This window comes from Ktedonobacter sp. SOSP1-52, from assembly GCF_016587395.1.
This window is the reverse complement of record NZ_BNJH01000003.1, coordinates 1,417,301-1,441,210: the sequence shown is the minus strand read 5'-3', so window position 1 is coordinate 1,441,210 and position 23,910 is coordinate 1,417,301. Positions and strand designations below refer to the sequence as shown.

Genomic DNA, 23,910 nt, shown 5'->3' with positions numbered 1-23,910 from the left:
TGTTTTCTCTCAAGAAAAGCTCAGCAAAGTGTCTATTTTTGTAAAATTTGCACAAAAACAGGCGAGCGATTTGTGACAAGTTGTATCTAAGAATATAAATTAAAAGGCTCTATACTAATCCATAGAACCGATGCACATCAATGACGATATTTACAGACTCCCTCCCTGGTGGCAGCCCCCCCACAGGTCTGCCCATAATTACTCAGCGCCGAGTACGTTCGCCATCTGCTCGCATTGAGCACATTTCTTACTCAAGTTGTCTTTCGCGTGAAAGGACTTATTGCAAGATGACGAAACTTCTCCGCACTACCTGGGAGCGCTTGCGCACAAACGCAAGCAATCCAATCGTTCGTAAGAACGTCGCACTCCTCATGACTGGAAAGTTGCTAGGCCTGGCTCTTGTCCTCACCGCAATGTGGGTGATCCTGCCAACAGTGGTACATGCAACGGTCCATGGCGCCCCGACTATGACACCAGAAATAAATGCTGTGAATACGGTATGGGTACTGGTCGCTGCGTTCCTGGTCTTTGGTATGCAGGTTGGCTTTGTTATGCTTGAGGCGGGCTTCGCACGCTCTCGCGAATCGGTCAACATCCTGGTCGAAGGCATCGCTGACACCTGCATCTGTGGCATTCTCTTCTGGGCCTGGGGCTTCGCCTTTATGTTCGAGCCTGGCACGCCCTTTATCGGCACCCAGGGCTTCTTCCTTATGGGTCTCCCTTCCACCTATCTTTCGACGGGTGTGCCACTGCTCGCCTTCTGGGTCTTCCAGTTCGCCTTCGCTGATACGGCTTCGACCATCACCTCTGGTGCGATGATCGGCCGCTGCGGCTTCTGGGGCGACATCCTCTATAGCATTGGCGTTACTGGTTTCATTTATCCGATCATTGGTCACTGGGCCTGGGGCCCTGATGGCTGGCTCGTCGGCCTCAACTTCCACGATTTCGCTGGCTCGACGGTCGTTCACAGCATTGGCGGTGCCATCTCGTTAGCGGGTGCTATCGCTCTTGGTCCTCGCCTGGGTCGCATCTTCAAGCGCGACGGCGGTGGCCCACCTGCGCCACATGACCTGATCATCGGCGCTGTTGGCGGCTTGATCCTCTGGTTTGGCTGGTATGGCTTTAATCCTGGTAGCACGCTCTCAGCGCTCGATGCCGTTGGCATTGGTCGCGTCGCCTTCAACACTACGCTTGCAGCCTGTAGCGGTGGACTGGTCGCTCTCTTCTACTCCTATGCTCGTACGAAAAAATGGGATCTCGGTCTCACTGTCAATGGCTTCTTAGGTGGACTGGTCGCCATTACCTGCCCCTGCTACTGGGTTGATCCTATTGGCGCGTTCTTCATTGGAGCGATTGCCGCTCTCGTCGTAATCTGGAGCATTGATGTCCTGGAGTACCTGCGCATCGACGACCCTATTGGCGCCGTTCCTGTGCACCTCGCCTGTGGTATCTGGGGAACGCTATCCCTTGGTCTCTTCGCGTCGGGTGCATACGGTTTGCCGACACCCACAGGTGCCGACACCAGTTCGGTTGTCACAGGTCTCTTCTACGGTGGCGGGGCCACGCAACTGCTCGACCAGGCCATCGGCTCTGGCGCGGTGGTGGCGGCAACCATGGTTGTCTCCCTTGTCCTCATGTTTGCGCTGAAATATGTGGGCGTGCTGCGCGTCTCCAAAGCGGGTGAGATTGAGGGCCTGGACCTGCACGAGCACGGCGCGGTCGCCTATCCTGAGTATGCTCTGATGGGGCTGACGCCTTCCCTGGTGGGTCCTAACGGCCATGTGCCAGCATCAGAGGAACATGAACTGGCCGAAGCTGTCAGTGTAGGCGAAGATTAACTTCCAATACATGATCACAGCTAAACTTCAGGGGGCTTGTGGCCCCCTGAAGTTTTTTTACGTTCTCGCCCAGGCATGACACCCTATGTCTTATTTGCCTTTGCGTTCCGCTGGCTGTTGCTCTACAATCTATAGAGGAGTAACAAGCACAGATATTGACTAGAAAGTCGCGAAGGAAATATTTTCATGGCTTACATAGCTCAAGCATTACAGGTTGCGCTACCCTTTCTCTGGCTGGGATTGCTGCTGGGCATCTCTTTTTTGGAAACACCACTTAAATTCCGCGCACCCGGCATTACTCAGGCCCTGGGGCTTGGGATCGGGCGCCTGGTCTTTACCGCTCTCAATAGAATAGAAATTCTCCTGGCAGTCCTCCTGATTGGCAGCTATGCTCTGCACTTCCCCAGCCTTCTCCTGGCGCTCCTTCTTGCTCTCATCATTATCCTTGTGCTCTACCAATCAATGAGCCTGCGTCCAGCCCTTAATCGCCGCGCCGAGCAGGCGATAGCAGGTAATCCGCTCCCCACCACCTATTATCACAAGGCTTTTATTCTCGTCGAAAGTCTTAAGGCTCTTCTCCTACTAGCGCTTGGTTGGCTCACTCTCCTCGCCTATATGAAATAGTACGGCTAGCAGACCTGGAAGAACCAGTAGCCACTCATCATTACCACTATATTGACGTCTTTGTTAGGGTGTGCTAATATCTTATTAGAGCAGTCGGAAATATGATCATTTACCAGGGATGGATCAGAGTTTGGTTTGGCCGGGCGTATCATCCCGATTGAGAATCAGTCAAAGGAGCCAGAGGCATGAAGCTCATGCATAATGAAAAGTCTTGTACCCTGTGCAACGCATCGCTAGGTTGGTGGAACACTCAGTCCTGCGTCAAGTGCGGGCATACCATTTGCAACCGTCACGCATGCAAAATGCGCCGTCCACATAGCTCGGTTCTGTTCTCCTATTGCCCACACTGCTCACCTAAAACGCAGACCACACCACATACGCATACAGTGACATCCCTTGAGGTGGAGACGCTCCACTATTCGCATGCCTAAGGCTCCTTGGGCGGCTCACCCGAAACATAACTTAACGAGACAAAGCCCTGATAGACCAGATGCACTATCAGGGCTTTGTCTCGCTCCAGAGTAACTACTTACTTGCCCATGTATATAAGCTCATGCAGACGCGCAGCAGCTTGATCACGCGAGAGCGTGTTGGCCAGCAAGGCATCCAGGATCGCTTCAATCGCCGCGTCTTGCGACAAAGCAGGCTGTTCCTCATGACCTTCTTCCGGTACCACACCCGTGGGTTGCTGAACTACCACAGAAGAGGGCTTCTCCTCATGTGGCACCTCGCTCCCTTTGAAGAGATGCTCACGAAGCGCGGTTGGCAGATAGATACTCACCAGGACGCCGCCAACCAGGAAGGCACTAAGTCCTCCCTGCGCCGCCAGCTGCCAGTTCGACACAGCTGAACCAAGCAGTGTGGTAACACCGGTATACAATACCACTGCCAGGCCAATCGCACCCGCCAGGACGCCTGCTCCCAGAAGGGTGAGCACATACCCACGACGCGATCCCGCTACCAGTTCGCCATCCCGTTTATATACTCTGCGCACATACCAGTCTACCAACACATAGCAGGCCCCGCAGAGCACCAATGCCCAGGACTCAAACCACGCCTGGTGATCTACCAGCACTCCATTGGTTGGGAACACTATCTCCAGCGCATTAAAGAGTAATCTCCCTAGCCCCCACCAGAACGCACCCGCCAGGACGGCTCCTACAATCGTCAGCATGGTCAGGCGCAATACTTCCAAACGCATCAATTCCTGGCGTATGCTACTGTTCAATGACCAGACATAGATGCCAATGAGAAGCACCCCCAACACCAGGGGCGAGAAGAAATCATATGTTCCCTGATATCCCAGAATCTGCGCCAGGTGGACAGTATCTCTATACCCCAGGTGAAGCAGCACAACAATTGCCAGAAAACATCCTCGCAGCAGGGAGGCCACACCATAGGCAAGGCCCAGGCCATGAAAGATCAAACGTGTCACCAGGGATCGATCCTGACGTGCCATCCAACTGTAAAAAATCCAGCTTCCCGCGACCCAGAGCAAGGAGATCAGTAGCCAGAAGGGGTTGGCAGGATTGCAGGAGGAACTCACACCACACTGGGCAGCGCCACCAAAGAAAAGTGTATCGATCACCTCTCTGATCGAGGGCACCAACACGAAGAAGGCCGTCACAGTGAACAATAAAACGAGTTGCACACCGAAGATGTGGATGCGTTGAAAGACGAGCGCGAGTCCGGTAGGCTCACCAGTGCGTCGGCGCTCAAGATGTACCAGGCAGGCTAGAAGCAAGAAGGAGAGAGCTGACGACCAGATGAAGATGACACCGCTATAGTAGGTCGACGCCAACGACGAGAGTGCCGCACCCAGCAATGGCACACCAAAGGCAACACTTACCCCTTCGGTCGTGTTCAAGAAGAAGGAACGGATAGCACTGTGTGCTGCCTGAGGCTCTTGCCGGAGATCACGGCGTATGAGCCAGTAGTGCAGGCCGCCTAAGAGGCCTGCAATGAGAAACGCCACGCAGGCATAACTCACAGCCTGCACGAACTGAGCCTGCGTAGGTATGCTCTGATATGTGCCACGCAGGGGCGTAAACGCGAGGCCAGTCGAGAGCAGCGAGCCAAAGGCGGTAATCGCAAAAATCAATAATGCCGTGGCAACCGCATATAAGTAGAAACGATAGAGGCTTCGAGCCATTACGAGCCCTCCTGTCCAAAGATTATTGCAAACGCGGCCATATCTAGATTAATAGTTAGATGCATCAACCTATGGCCTCTCATCAATACTTACCACTCTACGCCTCTTAGCATACAGCCTGGCAGAACAAGAGGGATGGGTCAAATGCCCTATTTTTCGCCCGAGAGGGTCGCGTTTTCTCCGACAGCATCCATATGGGCCCGCGCCACGGGCCTGGTATGGGAAACCAGATGCATCCACGCCATAACCTTCTTTAGCAGGTAAAAACTTCCCTCAACCGCGGGTCCGATGCCCAGGGCAAAGATGAGTGTGCCAATACCCACGGTGCCGCCCAGCAGGAACCCTATCACCAGCACACACACCTCGATAGAGGTACGCACAATCGCCACGCGCAGCCCAGTCAGGGTGTGCAGGCGCATCATTAAGCCATCGCGAGGTCCCGTGCCCAGACGGGGTGTAATGTAGAAGGCCGTTCCCAGGCCAATGACGCCTACGCCAAGTGCATTGCAGAGCAAGCGCCAGAACAGCGCCAGATGTCCTATATCTGGAATAACATTGAAGCGCAAGAGCAGGTCCACGAAGGTTCCAATAAGGAACATATTCAAGATGGTCCCTACGCCGGGGTAGACCTTGAGCGCCAGCGTCAACACAATCAAAGCCGCGCCAACCACGATATTGGCCATACCAAAGGAGAGCGGAGTATGCCTGCTAATGCCCTGGTGAAAAACATCCCAGGGGTCTAGTCCCACACCAGAGCGATAGGTCAGTACGATGCCAAGCGCGTAGAGGAATAAGCCAGCGATAACCACCAGCAAACGCAAAAAATACTTCCATGAAAAGAGAGAGCGCCAGAAGATATGCCGCATGTAGTATCCATTCTCTTATGTATTCTACTCAGGACTTCTCGCCACCTTGTGGCTCGTTTGAGTATATGTGATGGAGTGAGGAAAATGCAGGAGGCATTTTCCTCACTCCATCACATATACCTATAGAAAGCCTATAGTATGTCTGGCTGCGATACAACAGCCAATAAATAGAGCACAGTGCCAACCAATAGGAAGCCTAGGCCATAAAAAAGGGACCCGGCGCTCAATTGAGCACCGGGTCCCTGGTACTGACTGACAGGGCAGTCACTTAGTCGTTGGAGAGATTGAGCCGCCAGGCGCTGCGCCCGTGCGTGGCCGCATAGAGCACGCGTCCGGACTCAGAGATGGTCAGGCTATACACAGCCACCATCGGCAAGCCCTTAGCGGCGGTGCGCCAGTGCGAGCTACCATTACGCAGGACATCGACACCAAAGTCGGTCGCGGCATAAAGGTTGCCGGTCACGCTGTCATAGGCGACGTTCGTGATAGGCTGATCACCCAGGTTAGCGCTGATATCCTTCCACGATGCTTTGCCCGTCGCGGGATTGTAATGGACATCGAACACATGGCCTGTCGTGTTGGGAGTATACGCGTCATACCCCGAGAAGGAGATATAGGCGTGATACTTATCCTTCGGATCAACCGCGATACCGCTGATGAAGCGATTGGGCTGCGCCGAGGTATCGATACGTGTATAGGTCACGTTAGCGGCGGGAGCATTGGCGTTGGTCGAGATGAAGAGACGGCCACGGCGTGTCGCAGCCCAGAGCGTACCCGTATCACTCGGCGCACGCTTAAGGGCTACCACATAGCTGCCACCCTTATCTGTGCCAAAGGTGGAGTCCACCAGGTTGGGACCCAGTGGGACCCAGTCGCCACACTGTACCGTGAAGTCGCCTGTGATCTCGTTGCAGTGCTGATCCAGGTACGCCTGGGGACCACCACTATCCTGCGTGCGCCACACGTGCTCCAGGCCGACAAACATCGTCTGGCTCACCTTGGGATCGCCGATCAGAGGCACATAGAACGAAGCCGCCTCTCCACTCGCGAAGAGCGGGTCCGCCCAGTAATCCCAACCATTGGGATCATTGCCACGGAAGTTGACGTCGCCATTTGGACCATAATAGGTGTGCATACGAATAGTGGGGTTACCAGCGTCAATAACCGAGTTGCCACCATCGCCGCCCACGGTCTGTGTCCAGACGGAGAGGTTTGATGGCGTGCTGGCAAAGGTGCCGTTATCCTGAGTACCACCAATCAGGTCGTGTTTGGGATCCTTCGGGTTGATCGACAAGCTCTGGAACTGAAGGGTTGAGAGACCATCGTTGAGACTGTAAATGCGCGTTGGAATCGCCTTCAGCCATGCTTGACAATCCGTCAGATCAGTCCCCGAGATGCCGCGATTCGCGCAATCGCTGGAGGTATCCGCGAACTGCCCACTTGTACGCACGATGCCACCATCCGAACCCAGGAAGGCAATATCGGGATTGCTGGGTGCGAAGGCGATGACGTGCTGGTCGGGATGCATACCCAGGGGAGGATTCTGGGTATCATTGGTCATGTCGGTAAAGCTAGCTCCAGCATCGGTAGAGCGCTGAACCGCGCGACCATTGGAGGGCGGGGTTGTGGTAAAGATCTCGTCATACTGCATCTGCCCACCAATCCAGACGGTATCTGGATGTCCGGCGGGAGATTCTACTGGCATGTCATAGGTACACTGCCCACCACAATAGTTGTACGATGAGTAGCCAGGAGTACCAGCATTCTGGTTTGACAGGTCGAGCCAGCCAGGATTGGCTGTACCATTCGTCAAAGTGCTGGCCGGCGCATTTGCATCATCGACGCGGTATAGCTGTGCAGCAGAGTTGCCGCTATCGCCAACATAGATGCGCAGTTTATTCCCATTGGGGGCCAACGCGAACTCGGTACGTGAGAGTGAGCTATTGGCAACTGTGCCCTGACCAGCGGAGGCAAAGATCTGCTCAAACGAGCCGTTGTTGCTGCGATACAGGCCATAATCAAAGACAGAGAAGTAGACCTGCGTCGTTGCGCCCTGGTGATAGAAGCGCACTTTGCTTACACCACCACGGAAGAAGTCATTGCCGTTTGGAGAAGAAGGGTCGACGGTATCGCTCTCTTTGCTAAAGACCAGTTTAAAGGTCTTACCACCATCGAGCGACTCGTACAGGCCAACAACTGGCGCGTGGGGAGGTGTAAAACGTCCACCATTGACCGCGGATGAGCCATGGCGCGCAACCGCCGTACCAATGTAGATATGTTTGGCGTTCGTGGGATCGACGGCGACCGAACTAATTGCGCGATCCTTGGCTGCCGGGACACTGCCCTCAACCAGTTTCCAATGCTTGCCATAGTCAGTCGATTTGAAGAGGCCAACGCCTGCCTCGGAGTCGCTTGAGCCGTTCTGCTCGCCTGTGCCAGCATACAGCGTCCGTCCCGAGTGATCATTGGGATCGAGCACAATCGATCCAATCGCATTGGAGGAGAGGCCATCCGAAGAATAGGTCCAATTGGGTTTCGCAGCCAGGCCATTCTCAGTTGACCAGATGCCGCCACCAGCAGCGCCAACCCAGACACGACAGAGCGTAGCATTACAGTCGTTGGCCACTAAAATAACATTCATGCGGCCAGATGTAACAGTAGCGCGCCCAGTGTAGGTAGCCTGAGGTGCAACCTGGGGAGTGCTAGGACCCACAAGCTGCCAGTCACCGTTACTGTTTGACTTGATGTTGGCTGGCATCACCTGCTGGGTAACAGCAAGATGTGCATTATAGGCAGTGTTGACACGCGTATAATCGATGTACGTTTGTGGATAGGCACGATCATCATACTGTTGTGCCGCCGCCTCCGCTTGCCCCTCAGGACCGTCCTCATACAGGGCATCTCCATCGGGATTGTTATAGAGGAAGTGATTGTAATGTGGCTGCACTGGCCTGGCATACGCGGCAGTTGTGCTAAAAAGCATAAGTGCGGCACAAATGCTCGCGATGACATAGCGCCGCCATGTATGGGAGCGAAACATACGCGAAAAACCTCCTTGCTTTTGCGAGGACACGACTGATAGCACAGATTATTTAGTCAGAAATCAGTCAGGTATCTCAGCACGATAGGAACATAGTCTTATCAACTGGATACATCGCGGACCATACCCTACGACCCCATGCACCCTCCAGGCATACGCGGCCCTGGCACATAGCTGTCTCAAAAAGCATGCGCATGTCCGTATATGCTTTTGTTACGTTGTATGTATAGTGGAAGGGAACCAGGCTCTCCCCCAGAGCCGTGTGTGATGAACTGCATCCTATGCAGTGTGAAGGGAACAGGGAAATGCCATGTAAGCACATCAGTAATAGCAAAAGCGACGAAAATGCTTTTGTTGCTTACATGTTTATAAGCATACCGTTAAGTTTAAACAATGTCAATATATATGCAAGAACATGTTTTCAAGCGATCGCAAAATTCTGTGAAGAAACCTGCGTTCCGCCACCAATCGTATCTGGATCTGGAGCTGGATGATAGGCCAGAACAACGCGATATGTTCCCACCGTCCACATACCCGGCGTTGTTGCGGGCTGCATGCCTGGAAATCTGGGTTTAAGCACAATGGTTTTACTCGATTGAGCGGTGATCGCAAGCATACTTGTTGCGGAGAAAGAACCACAGAGACGTTGCACCTGCCAGCCCGCGCTGGTCTGGCGCTCAAGCTGAATAACCGTGCAACTGGAGGGATTGATAGCGGCAAAGATGCTTTGCGCAGAACGATTAGAGATCGTTACCGTTATTGCCTCCTGTCTCGCGTAGGATGTCTTACTGACAATGACCTCCACAGAGGTGGAAGCGCCAGGCGTCTTCTGCGAAGGCACCGGCGTTGGCGCACCAGGAGTAGCAGTTTTTTCGCTGGGAGTTGGAGTCTCCCCTGGCATGGCGCTTGAGCCAAAACCTGGCTGAGCGCCACTCCCGCAAGCAGCCATACCTAATGGCAACACGCAAAGCAAACACAAAGAGAAGAAAACAAATGTACGACGCATATGTATGCACCTCCTTCGGAGATACAACGAAGCGGAGCCAGAAAAGTTCCAGGGCCCGAAACGTCATGCACTGCTAACGCCAAGCATGACGTTTCGGGCATCAAGCTGCACTAGCGATGTACGCTACCCTCCCATTGCTCACGCAATGCCTCAAAGGCTGGAGCGACCTGCACCGCGAAATCATCCCAGTTGCACTCGATCGAGATACGATGATTATAGCCAGCCCGGTGAAGCGCCCGAAAATAGGGGCGCAGATCCTCGCCATGGCGCCCCGGGGCTGAGCGTCCCGCATGTTCTGCCACATGCACATGTGCGAGATTCCGAGCAACGGGGGTAAGGGTCTCAGGAGCCTCACCATTACAGGCCATATGATATGTATCCGCCAGCAAGCGTACATGCGATGCGTTCAGGCTTGCGACAAAAGCCTCTGTTTCACTGACTGTATTGAAGATATTGCTCTCCTCATAGCGCAGAGGTTCCAGCACAAGCTCGACACCATACCTGCTGGCCCAGATATTCCAGTGCTCCAGGTACTCTCCGAGTTGTGACAGGGCCTCATTATGCGCGTAACCTTCTGGACAGGCACGCGCCACGCCACTGCCAAAGACAATCAAACGAATACCGGCCTCCGCCGCTCGTTGGAGGGCTGTTTGCACATAGCGCTCAATACGTGAGCGATCCACAGGTCGCACGGGGGTAGCGATCAACGCCAGGTCCCCGGGCAGGAAAACATTGGCTGTCTCAACAGGAACAGGCAAGGTGCGCGCAAACTGCAGCTGCTCCAGAAAAACATCTCTGGGCGCCTCTGGCACTAGAAAACGCTGCACACTCTCCTCAAGATAATCAAAGGGAATTGTTTTGAGTGCGGCAACCTCGCGCATGGGTGCACAGATACCAAACCTCATCGTAAAGTCTCCTCGCTTCCTGCCTACTATACGCTCTTGTATACCAGTCTTGCCCTATTATACGTTATTCCTCTGTAGAAACTTCGATCACGATAGCGTCCAGGGAATCTTCCTCAGTTCAGACGGTGTGATCGATCTTAGCAGGCCAGAGTACGGCATCGCCCGCCTGGATCTCGCGTTCCTCTCCTCCTGGGCTAGCGTTCCCCCCAGCCACCCCCGCCTGGTGAGGCAATGGTCAGACGATCCCCTGGGGCCGCATGGAAATGGATCTTGCCCGGCAGAAGCTTCTCTTGCCCCTCGTGAACGAGACAATTCTCGCCACGCTGACCCGGCTCTCCACCTTGCAGGCCATAGGGGGCGAAGCGCCGCCGCTCAGTGAGTAGCGTGACATCGGTGGATACCTCAAAGGTAATCTCACGCACAAGGCCATCACCACCTTGATGCTTTCCCTGACCGCCCGAGCCTGCGCGCAGCTCATAGCGGCTGATACGCATGGGATAGGCGTATTCAAAGGCCTCTACCGGCGTATTGAGCGTGTTGCTCATATGCACATGCGCGCCCGAGAGACCATCCAGCTCAGGATGTGCCCCCATACCTCCGCCCATGGTCTCATAGTAGGCAAAGGGCTGGCCTGTTCGTGGATCAATCCCTCCGGCGGTAATATTGTTCATTGTACCCTGCCCGGCGGCAGGGATAGCCTCCGGTAGCGCCTGGGCCAGCGCACCAAAGATGGCATCGGTAATGCGCTGCGAGGTCTCAACGTTTCCCTGGGCCACCCCCGCCGGAGGACGTGCATTGACCACCGTTCCAGCGGGCGCGATGACCGTCACTGGCGCAAATGTTCCGTGATTCATGGGAGCATCTTCGGGCATCAGGCAGCGCACGGTATAGTAAGCCGCCGACTTCGCCACCGCCGCCACGGTATTGATATTCCCACGCACCTGCGAGCTACTCTCTGAGAAATCGACCGTCATAGCTTCGCCGCTAACGGTCACGCTCACCGCTATTTTCACTGATTCCTCGCCGATGCCGTCATCATCGAGATAATCCTCGAAACGATAGGTTCCATCGGGCATATTCGCGATGGTCGCGCAGGTGATGCGCTGGGCATAAGCGATTAGCTCCTCAATATGCGCTTGCAGCGTGGGCAGACTCCAACGCGCGACCATTTCCTCCATGCGGCGAACGGCGGTGCGATTGGCCGCCACCTGAGCCGCCAGGTCGCCTCTGCGCTCAGCAGGCGTACGCACATTGCGCAAGAGCAACGAGAGCAGAGGCTGATTGGGCTGCCCTGCCTCCCACAACTTGACCGGGGGAATAATGATCCCCTCCTGGTAGATCTCGCTAGCAAGTGGCATGGAACCTGCGGAGATGCCGCCTACGTCTGAGTGATGCGCCCGGTTGGCAGCGAAGCCAATTAAACATGACTCGTTCTGAATTTCGGCATAAATGGGTGTGATCAGGGTAATATCGGGCAGGTGGGAACCGCCCAGGAAGGGATCGTTGAGCGCAATAATGTCGCCTGGGGCGAAATGGTCGAAGGTCGTGAGCGCGGTCGCAACCGAGTCGGGCATGGCGCCAAGATGCACGGGAATGTGAGCCGCCTGAGCGATCAAACGCCCCTGCACATCGAAAAGTGCGCAGGAGAAGTCGCGGCGCTCCTTGATATTGGGTGAATAACTGCTAAGCATCAAGACGGTTCCCATCTCCTCAGCGATGGCGGTCAGAGCGCTGCGAAAGATCTCCAGGCTGATGGGTGTTACCTTGCGTGACTCAATCATGCGGATTCACCCTCCTCTACGTACTCAAGCACCAGGTTGTTGACGACATCAACAGAGCCACGCCAGTTAGGTGGTAGGACGGTAGTTGTATCATATTGCACAATAATCGCTGGGCCTTGCAACACGCCTCCCACCGGCAGTGAAGCGCGCTCGTATACCGGCACCTCGTACGCGAGCGCCTCGCCCATCGCGCCCGTGAAAAGAGCCTTGCGCTGGGCAAACGGACGCACATCCACCTGTTCCTCAGCCTCTCTGCGCTCATAGGCGGGCTTATCACCTACCCCACGCGCCTTGAGGCGTACGTTTACAACCTGCACTCGCTCATGACTATCGCTATACCCAAAGCGCTGCTCGTGCATGCGATGGAAGTCCAGCACTGCCTGCGCCACATCATACCCATAGGGGATGAGCAGTTCATAGGCCTGCCCAACATAGCGCAGGTCCAGGTAGCGCTCGATTTGTATATCTTCAGGAGCGATACCCTCATGCGCTAAATCCTCGCGTCCCTGTTGCTCCAACTCACCCAGGACCGTGGTCGCAACTTCCTGAGCCTCTTCAGCGGGAAGCATGATTGTGCGTACATAGTCCTTTAATGTATCTGCGACCAGGCTTCCAAGCGCCGAGAGCACGCCTGGGACAGTAGGAATCAGCACACGTGGAATACGCAGGGCGCTCGCCAGTTCACAGGCATGGAGCGGTCCCGCGCCACCAAAGGCCACCAGGACAAAATCGCGTGGATCACACCCACGCTCCACTGAAATAACGCGTATGGCCGCCTCCATATTGGCGTTCACAACACGGATGATACCCAGAGCAGCCTCTTCAACTGATCCCCCCAGCCGCTCCGCAATGGCCTGCATTGCCTGCTGCGCAGCCTGTGCATCCAGTTTCATTGTTCCTCCGAGAAAGGCCTCGGGTATCAAGCGCCCAAGCACAACATGAGCATCAGTGACCGTGGCGGCACTTCCTCCGCGCCCATAGGCGGCAGGCCCGGGATTCGCCCCCGCCGAGATTGGACCTACACGCAACGCTCCACCTGTATCAAACCAGCCAATGCTGCCCCCGCCCGCACCCACAGTGTGAATATCGATCATCGGCAGGCGGGTTGGGTAGCCTCCAATCATGCCATTGGTTGTCTCGGTCGCGGTCCCATTGATAAGGGCCACGTCGGTCGAGGTCCCGCCAATATCGAAGGAAATAGTCTGCGTGAATCCCGAGGCCTGCGCAACAAAGGCGGCCCCAACGACACCGGCGGCGGGTCCCGAAAGCAGGGTTCTGGCTGCTTCGCTCCGCGCCATCGCGCTTGAAATCGAGCCACCATTAGATTGCATAATGCGCAATGTGGTACGCGAGGACAGTTCCTGCTCCAGGTGCTCCAGGTAGCGCGCGATCAAGGGGCCGATGTAGGCGTTCAAAACGGTGGTACTCGTGCGCTCATATTCGCGAAACTCGGGCAAAACGCTTGAGGAGGCTGACACATAGAATCCTACCTCACGCGCACGCGCCGCCACACGCCGCTCATGCTCAGGATTGGTGAAGCTAAAGAGGAGAGAGATCGCCACAGCCTCCACGCCAGCAGATTGTAAGGCGTCCAGTGCGCGCTCCAACGAGGCTTCATCCAGCGCGATAAGCACCTCCCCTCGCTCATTTAAGCGTTCTTTGACTTCTACGCGTCGTTCACGAGGCACCAGGGGAGGGACCTTTTGCGGGCGCAGACTATACAGCCTGGGGCGCGTCTGCCTGCCGATCTCCAGGATATCGCGAAAGCCTGCCGTCGTGATCAAGCCTGTGGGGACACCTTTCTGCTCTAGAACGGCATTTGTCGCCACAGTCGACCCATGCACCAGGACCTCGATATCCTCTAGAATACCCAGCTCGCGCAATCCCTGAAGAATGGCTCGCGAGGGATCCTCGGGCGTTGAGAGCACTTTATGAACTTTGAATCCGCCATCACGCAACAGCACAATGTCGGTAAATGTCCCCCCAGTATCAACTCCGACCAGCAAGTGTGTCATGTATGCAAGCTCCTTAGCAGGTGGTTAGAGTACCGCAAATCTTACCCATAGCATATAACATAGGAGCACCTCAGGCGAAGGGCCAACGTTCTCCACCAAACAGCAATAGCCGTTACCTATATGCCAAGCAACTGCATACATTGTCTCTTTAAGAAGGAATATCATTAACCCAAAACACAAAGCGAAGAGGGCCGATACATATTCAGCCCTCTTTGCTTTGAGATGGTAGAACAGACGCTAGAAAAATGGGTGCGGATAGGGATTTATCTCGCCCACTGTCAGCGGATGACTCTGATAACCCAATGTATATGGCAGTTGCTGCAGGCGCTCGAACCCGGTAACGCGGCGATTAGACTGCCCAAAGGTCATGGGAAGCATCCCAGGCATGAGCACTTTCACACAGTGTAGGCCACAAGTACTGTGTTCTGGCGCGGTCTGATCGACGACCATAATATCAATACCACGCTTGAGATAGTAGCTAGTGAGTGATTCCAGGTCTTCGCGCAAGTCCAGACACTCTGACGGTTGCACATAAAAATCACGAAATCCCTCCTGGAAGGTTTGCTGGCGTGGCGTGTGATAGAGAAAGTCTAGCCGCTCAAAGGCCTCCGGGAGGTAGTATACCAGTGGGTGCTGATCCATGTTACGCACCAGATTCGAATCCGCGAGCAGCTTCAGGGCCTCGGCTCTGTTGTGTTGATTCAACCGGCGCGGAAAAGCCAGGAACATGGCAAACTCGCGCAGTGCTTTCAACATAGCTTGCTCAGGATGAGGGTGTGAACCAGCCGCGACAAAGGCCTTTGGCATCTCGTCTCGATTTTTTTCATCGACGCATAACAAGCAGACGCAGGGAACCGCGTGATCCAGGGTGATATTAAAAGCGCGGATCGTATACCCTGAATGATACTCAAGGTGTTCAATAAGCAAACGAATCGTAGGATCATCAAGCGAACGCAGATCCAGGCGCGGCACCTGGAGCCGAGCATACCACGTGAGTAAGAAAGCATCGCGCTCAGCTACTTCGAGCATGCCATGGAAGATTGCCTCTTCCTGGCAATTCCCAAGCGCACAACCATTGGATATTTCGAAGGCAAAAACTGGATTGTCTTTGCTTGCGGGAACACTATAATAAGCGCAGTGTTCTGGGATGAGGAGAGGGGCTTGCCTCTGGAAGGAATACCCCCACACCCAGCGGCAGAGCAGATCATGATGATATGGGATCAATTGACGACAGGCATGGGTCTGCCTGTGCTGCTCGTATTGTTCTGAAGTATGCAGTCCCAGGACAGTGGGATCAAGCACCGATTGCCCGTCTCGGACGAGCTGGTTGTAGCTCGCTTGCACTGTGGTGCGTTTTCCTCTGGGACGCGAGCCAGCATAACGCTCAATGGCCTCAAGCACGGAGACCACCTTGCTCTGCTCTGGGCGTAACGTACAACCAGTGCCGGTCATTGTCTCTCCAGCCGAGAAGAGATGCGATGAGGTTGTCGGCAAAAGATTTGCATTCTCTACGACAAGCGTAGAGATCAGCCCCGTCTGCGGTTCAACGTACGTTGAGAGAATCTGTTCGGGAGTGGCCGATGGCTGACTGATACGGTAGGAAAACACATCCGCCTTAGGCCGCGATTGGAGTTCAATGACTGCCTGATCAGCTTCATCGCTGGGAAGCTGTCCACAGTCAGGACAGGCAGGAAATGGAAGGAACGCATGACTGCGGCACTCTAGCGTTGCCAGTGAGAGAGTGAACAGAGCACTCTCCGTCTGGAGCTGGCCTGCTTGCTGCAAATACATGACAACTTCCCTGCTGGCAAGCGCTGCCAATGTCTCCAGACTGAAGGATGAGAGCCAGGGCTGTGAGGCGACTGGTTCTCGCTCATGAGAGAGATACTGGTGCAGAAGCTCACGATCACCCTCAAAGGACGCAGCCCCTAATTTACGTAGCTCGGCACAGCTTACGCATCCCTGCTTGTGGGGAACAACACAGGGTCCAAGCATACCTTCATCAAATTGCGTGTACACAGGAAGCAGCGCTACACCAGCTTGCAAACAACGCCGATTGAGCGCCCGAAGCGTTCTAGGCGCCCAGGTATCGCTGCAATACACAATGATGCTACACGCTGCTAATTGCTGGGAAGAACTCTCTGTCGTCAAAGGTATGATTTGATATGTGTTCTCAAGATGACGCTTCACCTGCTGGTGGATGAGTCCCTGCCCAATAAGCCCAATCGAGTAGTTCTGCTTCTCACTCATGAGATTATCTCCCCTCCTGCGACACTTTTCCGCTTAAAAGCACACGCACAATATATGGCAATACCTGGGTCAGGGCCGGATCATGATCCAACAGCACGACAAACGCTTGCAAACCATTCTTCTGCAATTGCTGTAATAACCACTCATTCCTGGCTGACCATGCACCTGGCAATGTGTAATCTGGCACAAGCACCTGGTCACCACGCAGATTGACCGCAAAATCTGGGACAGGACTTAGCGCGTATGCAGGCTGTTGAAAGTAGGTGGCCTGATACTGCTGCAATGCCTGTTCCAGTCCCCTGTTCAAGGCCTGAGCGCTATCGCAATGTGTGCTGTATGCAACGGCCTTCTCACCGGCACACACAGCAAAGGTTGGAACACCTAATGGGCCAGTGATATCGTAAGCGGTAATCTGCTCACCTGCTGCTTTGAGCTGGCGAGAGAGGTAGGCCCCTGCTGGAGTTGAGCATGCCCTTTCAAGGTCAATCCGGGGATATGGCTGCTGTGCGGTCTTCAATCGGGCAACAGTGAGGTAGCAACACCAATCCAACAGTGCCTGGCAGATCGCTTCCTCCCAGGTCATTCCGGACCCAATCCCTCGCTCATGCTCGCAGGAAGAAGAGAAAACAGAGATCGCTGGCACAAGCGCGGCCTGTTGCGTCTGCAAATCCAGCGCCCAGGTCCACATCTCACTTTCTGAAGAGGACGCATTTAGAGCAAGCAATTGCTCGAATGCTATGGTAGGCAAAGCCGCTTGTTGTACCGCTTCAAAAGAAAGCAATCGTCGTTGGTCCACACAATTGGCTGCATAGCGCTCACAGGCTTTTTGCGCTACACGCGTTCTCGCGCCTCTTGCGTCTATGCTTGCCGCAACAACGCTGAGGGTTTCCGGGTGATCTTCCCTGGATAGGAAATGAGATATCTTGACCTTATATACTGCGAGAGGCAGCCTCACAAAGTGACTGTTCTCAACCGCTGTAAAGAGTCCCACGCGCGCATCACCACAATGAGCAAATTTTTCCAGGAAGCGGTCCGGATCAACTGGCTCCTGCTGCTGCACGCTATGCATCCGCTCCAGGAACTGCGATGCGGTTTGGGCAGTAGTATATTGACAGGCCTGACAATGAGGGTGCGGCAGAAAGGTGTGACTTTCACTCACGAATGTTTGAGTGTGAAACACGCTTATCTTTCCGCCAGTTTCCGTAGGGCTAGCTTGCGTAAAATGCCGAAATACGTCAAAGAGCAGTCGATTGGCAAGTATGCTAGATCCCTGCGCGACGGCAGGTTGGCGAATAGAGGGCAGTGGCAGATCGCGAAATTCATAGTGTGCAGGCTGGTCTGCATCAGCCAGGTTGGCTTGCAAGCGTCGCCATGCGCATTCCCAGCAGGCATCAGTCTCTGGACATACCAGCGGGCCAATCCAAGCATGATCATCAACCGTGATGGCCTGGAGCAGCGTTTTCCCCTCCTCAATGCACAGCCTGTTTAAGAGCTGCGCGTGTGCTAGCATGGGGCTTTGTGCAATGTGAAGAATGGCGTCGTAAGCCTGGATAGTATGGCGCACCTCAGCCTCGTTAGCCCATGGGAGAGGATCGATCACATGCACATCTCCTGCTGAAGCATCACTTGCACACAAAGCCAGCGCTTCCTGGCGGAAAAGCTCGTCTTCTGACGTTGTGATTGTGCTGATGTTCTTTATGCCACATTGGCGGCTGGCCTGGATGAGCAAAGCACAAGCAGGCCCATCACCAATAAGCAGAAAGCACTTGTCACGAAACGCTTCAAATCGATGGGCGGCCGACGTTTGAAAGGACTCAATGAAAGCAATGTTTGACGCATAGCTTTCTTGCTCTAGTGGGTGAAGCGTATGCGGCTGATCCTGGCTACTATCAGTAAGAAAATGATGGGCTAACAATTTCTCGATCAGATTCGTCACCATCCGTTTTCTATCTGCATCCAGGCCTTCTGTTATCTCTTCAAGTGTCATATTGCTATCGAGATGGGGAATGAGTTGTTGTAAGAGCAGATATAAGCTTTTTCCTTTCAGAATGAGGCGGTTATTGTTTCCACGTAAATAGACGCCATCGGGCAGAGGGACACAGTAAGTATCTGCCTTCCAGGTTGGCTGCATATTTCGCATTGACATAGATTTCATTCCCCTTTGTGGGTGTCCTTGTTCAGGATCGTTAAGATCCTGAACAAGGACTGAAAAGCATCCCATTTCTAGAGAGAAAGTTATCTCAACAATGCTCTGCTACCTGATATATACAGAGCCAGCTAACTTTCCCTGTTGTGGTCAGGCAAGCTTAGCCCCAGCCGCCACAGCTTCCGCAACTCCAACCTCCGCAGCTGCCACAACTCCAGCCTCCACAGCTGCCACAGCTGCCACAGCTGCCACAGCTGCCACAGCTGCCACAACTTCCACAGCTGCCACAACTTCCACAGCTGCCACAGCTGCCACAACTTCCACAACTTCCACAACTCCAGCCTCCACAACTTCCACAACTCCAGCCTCCACAGCTTCCGCAACTCCAACCTCCACAGCTGCCACAGCTCCAGCCTCCACAGCTGCCACAACTCCAGCCACAACTCCAGCCACAGCCTCCACAACTCCAGCCATGGCAACCACAGCCATGGCAACCACAGCCAGCACCCTGAATACGACCAATTCCAGGAACCTCAACCTCTTCCAGATCTTCATCTGTCAGATCTATAAAATCCACAAGCTGTTCGGAAAGCTTTTTCTCTCTCGCCTGACTGTTGTTATTAGTCGGTTTCATAGTTTGTTTTCCTTCCTGCTTGGAGCTTGTAAGTGGTCGTTAGTTCGCTCAAAGGTTCCCTGCGGAAAGCTTTCTCTCTCGCGCCTAACTATTGTTATTAGTTGTTTTTTTCATAGTTTGTTTTCCTTCCTGCTTGGAGCTTGTAGGTGCCTGTTAGTTCGCTCAAAGGTTCCCTGCGTTAACTTCCGCGACTAGGCATCCATAAGTCGCTTACAAGAAAAGTATGGTTATACCTACCAAATCGATTGATTCGCATTTATTTTTGGATTCACAAAGGGGGGTTACTCCAGCAAACACGTTCTAATACTTCAAAATCAGCTCTCGAATCGTGAAATTGCTGTCACAATGGACCTCCCTGGCGATCCAGTCAGGCAGCAGATGCTGGGAGAGGAGAAGTTGAATGGCTCGCCGGCAGCAAGAGGTACATAGTATGCCATGCAAAGGCATGAGTATTCATGGTACAATAGAAGATGCGACAGTTCCAGGTTAGCTTATACCATTTTTTAGGTGTCAGAGAAAGGGAAAATAGCGACATCTTTTGTACTGTTGTTTCCTATACATTTCGTAGAGCGCTCGTATAACTTCTTAGCAAGCATGTTGTGGATGAGGAAGGTAGGGTGCGTGTGGAGCCGAAAACCAACAGTCAATTGTATGCCTCTGGAGTACAAGCAGCAGGGAAGCACCAATCGATGGAACTAGTACCAACTATGCAACTAGAGCCGATCCTGGAGCATCTCTCCAGTGGGGTCGCACTGCTTGATGCCCATACCCTGAATATTCGCTATGCCAATTCCTACCTGCGTACGCTGATGAGCGAGCCATGGAGCAGCTATCAGGAGGTGCGTGGACGACATATACGCGAGATTCTCCCCGCAGAAGTCTTTGCAGCGGCCCTACCACGTCTGCAAGAGGTCGCCAATACCCATCACGCTCTGCGCTACACTGAGGTCCCTTATGAGGGCCTGCTAGAGACACGTGGACGGACCTACTGGCAGGTGGGTTTAGAGTATGTGCACGTGTCCTATGATGGGCAGGAGGCGCGGCCAATGCTCCTGATCACGCTCGAGGATGTGACGGAGCAGGTACGCTCTCGCCTGCATTTGAACGCGATTCATAACATCTCGGCGGTCATCGCCGGTCCCACGGGCCTCCCCCAGGTGCTTGATGGCATCCTGCAAGCCTTGAACGAGATGATCGGCGCCAAGCGCTGCGCGATCCTGCTCACCGAGCAGGCCACGACAGAGGAAGAGCGCAGCCCGGCCCAAACGCCTGAAGCGCAAGCCCGGCCTTTACGCTTTATACGCATCGCCGCCCGCAAGGGCATCCACCCCATGTCCTATAAGTGGAGTCCCGAGGAGAGTCAGCACACCCTGCTGGCCCAGGTAACCGCGAGCCGTCACGCCCTGATCATCCCCAATACCAGTACCCAGCCCGAGCTGGAGCTGCCGTTGATCGATGATCATGGCACGCCTCGCCGCCCTGGCTCCGCCCTGTGTGTGCCCATTCATGTTCCCTACGAGGGTGATACCGTCGCACCGGCTCAGCCTGCGACAACACCCGATATAAATATAAATACCCGCAGCATCCTGGGCACCATTGAGGTCTACCATAAGCGAGCCCGGGGCTTCCCCGCTGAGGAGGTTCAGCTCCTGGAGCGCTTCGCGCAACAGGCCGGGCTGGCCATTCATAACGCGCGCCTCTTCCGTGGTATCGAGAACTGGGCCAGGACCGCGAACCGCCAGGCACACCAGCAGCAGAATATGATGCGCGCGATTCCCGATGGTATCGTCATCTTTGATCCCCGCTGGCGCGTGGCCGATGCCAATCCTGCGGCCTGTCAGCTCTTTGGCTGGGGCGAGGAGATCCAGGGCCTCACTATCCAGGAACTGGTGGCACGCTGCGTGCCACTGCTGCCACACGAAGTCACGGCCAGCCAGGACTTTATTGCCGTCCTGGAGGAGCGCGCGCTCAACCGCGTCATCGATGAGATGAAGCTCATCAGTCCTGGTGGGGAGAGCTACACCCTGCGCTGCTCCTATACGCCTATTCGTGATGACTCGGGCGATATCTTCGCCTTTATCATTGTCTACCACGACATCAGCGAAGAGGCTGCGGCCATGGAGCGCATCGAGGCCGAAGTCATTAAACGGACCGCTGAACTGGCCCAGCGCAACACAGCCCTTCAGCAAACCAAGGCTCACCAGGAGCTTACCAATGCCCGCCTACAACTCCTGCTCACCCGCATGCCCTCAGGCGTGCTCCTCGTCAATGCCCCGAACACGCACATCAATCTCATCAATCAGCGTGGCATCCAGCTCTTACAAAAGATGGGCCTGTCCCTGGAGCCTCTTGATGATCCAGACCAGGCAGCTCAAAACGCCATTGGCCTCTGCTATGACACCTTGCTACGTAGCGTCACCATGTATAACTCAACCGGGCAAGTGGTGCCGTATGAAGAACAGCCTATGTACCTGGCACTACACAAAGGGCAGGCCAGCGAGGCCGAGTTGAATATGACGCGTGAAGATGGCTCGATCACGTGTATGCTCGTCAATGCGGCCCCAATGCTCTCACCAGAGGGAGCCATCACCAGCGCCGTTGTTGTAATGCACGATATTAGCCGGACCAAGGCCCTGGAGCGTGCGCGCGAAGATCTCTTCAATACCATGGCCCATGAATTGAAGACGCCTCTGGCAAACATTCGAGCCCATCTGAGCGCACTCCTGACACCCGACCTCAAGCTCACCCAGGAGGAACAATCAGGCTATCTGCAAACCGCAGACGAGCAAGTAGAGCGCCTGGTAGGTATGGTCAACCATTTTCTGGATGCCTCACGGGTGGAAGCGGGAGCGCTACGACTTGACCAGGAGCCAATCATCATCCCAGAGCTTTTTGAAGACCTGCAAGAACGCCTGGAGGCCCTGATCCTGGGTTCCAGCCGCCAGTTACAGATCACGGTCCCCCCAGAGGTACCAGCAGTAGAAGGCGATTATGAGCTGATTATGAGTGTACTCACAAACCTGTTGAGTAATGCCTTTAATTACGCCCCGGATGGCGATATAATTCAGCTAGAGGCGGAAATTGTCAGGGGTGGGAAGCAGCGAGGCGCGACAGGGGTCACCCTACGCGTCACCGATCACGGTCCGGGTATGAGCGAGGAGCTACAGAGAGCCATTTTCAAGCGCTTTAACACCTTCGCTGCAATGCGCAGTCGTTCCCAGGAGCAGCCTACCCCAACACGCAAACGTGGCGCCGCGCGCTGGAGTCCTGGCACGGGCTTAGGGCTCTACATCAGCCGGGGCATCATCGAGGCCCATGGTAGCAAGCTGACACTCCGCACCAGCCCGGGTCAGGGAGCCAGCTTCGCGTTCACGCTTCCGCTCTACGTGACACAGCCAGCAGGGAAACATTAGAGGTGACCCGACGCTGCTCATGGAGTTTGACAAAATAATGTGGAAAGAACCCTAGTAAATTCAATCGATCTGCAATGCAAGCGATAGGTGTTTTTTTCGGTAGGGACCAGCTTTAGCGCGTCCGAAGGCGATTAATCGCACTTCGGCGCTAGCCAAAAACGCTTCTGTTTCGCCATCGTGGGGTGGACGCGTTTCCCAGACAAAGAACGGCTTGCGCCACACTGCCATACATGGCATTCGGACGCGCTAAAGCTGGTCCCTACCAAGGTTATACCGGTCTGGGAAGGGACAGCACAACATGGCAGCCAGCGAAAAAAAGACGCGTATACTCTGTATTGAAGATGATGCCCAGATGCGTACCTTTCTGACTGCGCAGCTCAAGGCACGTGGTTTTCAAACGCAAGCCGTACGCGATGGAGCACAAGCCATCGATGTAGCCGCCATCTTCCAGCCCCAGCTCGTGTTGCTCGATCTGTCGCTACCCTCCCTGGATGGTCTGACCTTTCTGCGACGATTGCGCGAATGGAGCAAGGCACCCGTGATCGTCCTCTCGGCCCATGATGAGGAGCCAATCAAGATCAAGGCGCTGGACATGGGTGCCGACGACTATCTCACCAAGCCCTTTAGCTTAAACGAGCTACTGGCGCGCATACGCGTCGCGCTCAGGCGGAGCGAGGAGACGGACCGACTGCGCAACAATGCGGTGGCAGAGCAGCAGCGTCCAGGGTATAGCTATGGTGGACAGAATGGACTCCAGGTCAACTTTGCCCGCAGGCAAGTCATCGCCAATGGGCAGGAGGTACATCTCACCCCAACTGAGTATGACCTGCTCTGCGAGCTTACACGCCATCCCGGTAAGGTACTCACACACCGCGAACTGCTACAGCGCGTGTGGGGATCAGACTATAGTGGAGAGAACACCTACCTGCGTACCTTCATCCGTCACCTGCGCCGAAAGTTGGAGCCAGATCCAGCCAATCCACGCTTCCTGCACAATGAACTGGGGGTAGGCTACTATGTGCCTGCGCCCGATGCCGAAAGCAACCTGGAAACAGAGGCCCAGGGTACCCCCTCACAGCCGTAAACCAAGATCAGGCGCAGCCGCATACATTTCAATATTTTTTCACACCATTTTCACAGAACGCGCCTGATCTTTACGTCTTTCTCACTCCTTTTCGGGTACACTATAAAAACGGAGGCAGAAGAACTCGCGCCTCCGCGTCGCACCAGTCGACGCACC

14 protein-coding genes are annotated in these 23,910 nt (G+C 54.7%); 4 read left to right on the top strand and 10 right to left on the bottom strand.

What is annotated here, in order from left to right; genetic code table 11:
• Positions 1-287 precede the first annotated feature (287 nt).
• A complete protein-coding gene (locus JMJ16_RS31540) occupies positions 288-1,838 on the top strand; it encodes an ammonium transporter (protein WP_201388052.1) in 1,551 nt (516 codons plus the stop codon).
• A 186-nt stretch (positions 1,839-2,024) separates the two neighbouring features.
• Positions 2,025-2,462: a hypothetical protein gene (locus tag JMJ16_RS31535; RefSeq protein WP_201388051.1), complete on the top strand. Its 438-nt coding sequence runs from the start codon at positions 2,025-2,027 to the stop codon at positions 2,460-2,462.
• A 529-nt stretch (positions 2,463-2,991) separates the two neighbouring features.
• On the opposite strand, the gene JMJ16_RS31530 is transcribed toward JMJ16_RS31535, so the two are convergent.
• The 10 genes from JMJ16_RS31530 to JMJ16_RS31485 form a co-directional block, all read right to left on the bottom strand.
• Positions 2,992-4,614 (bottom strand): hypothetical protein, encoded by a 1,623-nt coding sequence (locus JMJ16_RS31530; protein ID WP_201388049.1) that lies wholly within the window; start codon positions 4,612-4,614, stop codon positions 2,992-2,994.
• A gap of 149 nt (positions 4,615-4,763) precedes the next feature.
• Entirely contained in the window at positions 4,764-5,435 is a 672-nt protein-coding gene (locus JMJ16_RS31525) for a YitT family protein (protein ID WP_201388047.1), read from the bottom strand.
• A gap of 313 nt (positions 5,436-5,748) precedes the next feature.
• On the bottom strand, positions 5,749-8,520 hold the full coding sequence (locus JMJ16_RS31520; protein ID WP_201388045.1) for a hypothetical protein: 2,772 nt from the start codon (positions 8,518-8,520) through the stop codon (positions 5,749-5,751).
• Between the two features lie 421 nt (positions 8,521-8,941).
• Positions 8,942-9,526 carry a hypothetical protein gene (locus JMJ16_RS31515; RefSeq protein WP_201388043.1) on the bottom strand — a complete coding sequence of 195 codons (585 nt, stop codon included), beginning with the start codon at positions 9,524-9,526 and terminating at the stop codon, positions 8,942-8,944.
• A gap of 110 nt (positions 9,527-9,636) precedes the next feature.
• Complete coding sequence (locus JMJ16_RS31510) at positions 9,637-10,431, bottom strand: sugar phosphate isomerase/epimerase family protein (RefSeq protein WP_201388041.1); 795 nt, start codon at positions 10,429-10,431, stop codon at positions 9,637-9,639.
• Positions 10,432-10,625: 194 nt separating this feature from the next.
• Positions 10,626-12,212: a hydantoinase B/oxoprolinase family protein gene (locus tag JMJ16_RS31505; protein ID WP_201388039.1), complete on the bottom strand. Its 1,587-nt coding sequence runs from the start codon at positions 12,210-12,212 to the stop codon at positions 10,626-10,628.
• Positions 12,209-14,227: a hydantoinase/oxoprolinase family protein gene (locus tag JMJ16_RS31500; protein WP_201388037.1), complete on the bottom strand. Its 2,019-nt coding sequence runs from the start codon at positions 14,225-14,227 to the stop codon at positions 12,209-12,211. Before JMJ16_RS31500 ends, JMJ16_RS31505 begins: the two co-directional genes overlap by 4 nt.
• Before the next feature lie 237 nt (positions 14,228-14,464).
• Positions 14,465-16,477 (bottom strand): TOMM precursor leader peptide-binding protein, encoded by a 2,013-nt coding sequence (locus JMJ16_RS31495; RefSeq protein WP_201388035.1) that lies wholly within the window; start codon positions 16,475-16,477, stop codon positions 14,465-14,467.
• Between the two features lie 4 nt (positions 16,478-16,481).
• Complete coding sequence (locus JMJ16_RS31490) at positions 16,482-18,623, bottom strand: TOMM precursor leader peptide-binding protein (protein WP_201388033.1); 2,142 nt, start codon at positions 18,621-18,623, stop codon at positions 16,482-16,484.
• A gap of 150 nt (positions 18,624-18,773) precedes the next feature.
• On the bottom strand, positions 18,774-19,178 hold the full coding sequence (locus tag JMJ16_RS31485) for a hypothetical protein (RefSeq protein ID WP_201388031.1): 405 nt from the start codon (positions 19,176-19,178) through the stop codon (positions 18,774-18,776).
• A gap of 768 nt (positions 19,179-19,946) precedes the next feature.
• On the opposite strand from JMJ16_RS31485, the gene JMJ16_RS31480 reads away from it, so the two are divergent.
• Positions 19,947-22,670: a PAS domain-containing protein gene (locus JMJ16_RS31480; protein ID WP_201388029.1), complete on the top strand. Its 2,724-nt coding sequence runs from the start codon at positions 19,947-19,949 to the stop codon at positions 22,668-22,670.
• A gap of 298 nt (positions 22,671-22,968) precedes the next feature.
• Positions 22,969-23,754, top strand: coding sequence for a response regulator (locus JMJ16_RS31475; RefSeq protein ID WP_201378728.1), 786 nt, complete (start codon positions 22,969-22,971; stop codon positions 23,752-23,754).
• Positions 23,755-23,910: the final 156 nt, after the last annotated feature.

Coding starts and splice junctions, on each gene's coding strand:
- JMJ16_RS31485 (WP_201388031.1), bottom strand. CDS start 19,178: ATGAAGATCTGGAAGAGGTTGAGGTTCCTGGAATTGGTCGTATTCAGG.
- JMJ16_RS31535 (WP_201388051.1), top strand. CDS start 2,025: ATGGCTTACATAGCTCAAGCATTACAGGTTGCGCTACCCTTTCTCTGG.
- JMJ16_RS31500 (WP_201388037.1), bottom strand. CDS start 14,227: ATGACACACTTGCTGGTCGGAGTTGATACTGGGGGGACATTTACCGAC.
- JMJ16_RS31540 (WP_201388052.1), top strand. CDS start 288: ATGACGAAACTTCTCCGCACTACCTGGGAGCGCTTGCGCACAAACGCA.
- JMJ16_RS31475 (WP_201378728.1), top strand. CDS start 22,969: ATGGCAGCCAGCGAAAAAAAGACGCGTATACTCTGTATTGAAGATGAT.
- JMJ16_RS31510 (WP_201388041.1), bottom strand. CDS start 10,431: ATGAGGTTTGGTATCTGTGCACCCATGCGCGAGGTTGCCGCACTCAAA.
- JMJ16_RS31495 (WP_201388035.1), bottom strand. CDS start 16,477: ATGAGTGAGAAGCAGAACTACTCGATTGGGCTTATTGGGCAGGGACTC.
- JMJ16_RS31520 (WP_201388045.1), bottom strand. CDS start 8,520: ATGTTTCGCTCCCATACATGGCGGCGCTATGTCATCGCGAGCATTTGT.
- JMJ16_RS31515 (WP_201388043.1), bottom strand. CDS start 9,526: ATGCGTCGTACATTTGTTTTCTTCTCTTTGTGTTTGCTTTGCGTGTTG.
- JMJ16_RS31505 (WP_201388039.1), bottom strand. CDS start 12,212: ATGATTGAGTCACGCAAGGTAACACCCATCAGCCTGGAGATCTTTCGC.
- JMJ16_RS31480 (WP_201388029.1), top strand. CDS start 19,947: ATGGAACTAGTACCAACTATGCAACTAGAGCCGATCCTGGAGCATCTC.
- JMJ16_RS31530 (WP_201388049.1), bottom strand. CDS start 4,614: ATGGCTCGAAGCCTCTATCGTTTCTACTTATATGCGGTTGCCACGGCA.
- JMJ16_RS31490 (WP_201388033.1), bottom strand. CDS start 18,623: ATGTCAATGCGAAATATGCAGCCAACCTGGAAGGCAGATACTTACTGT.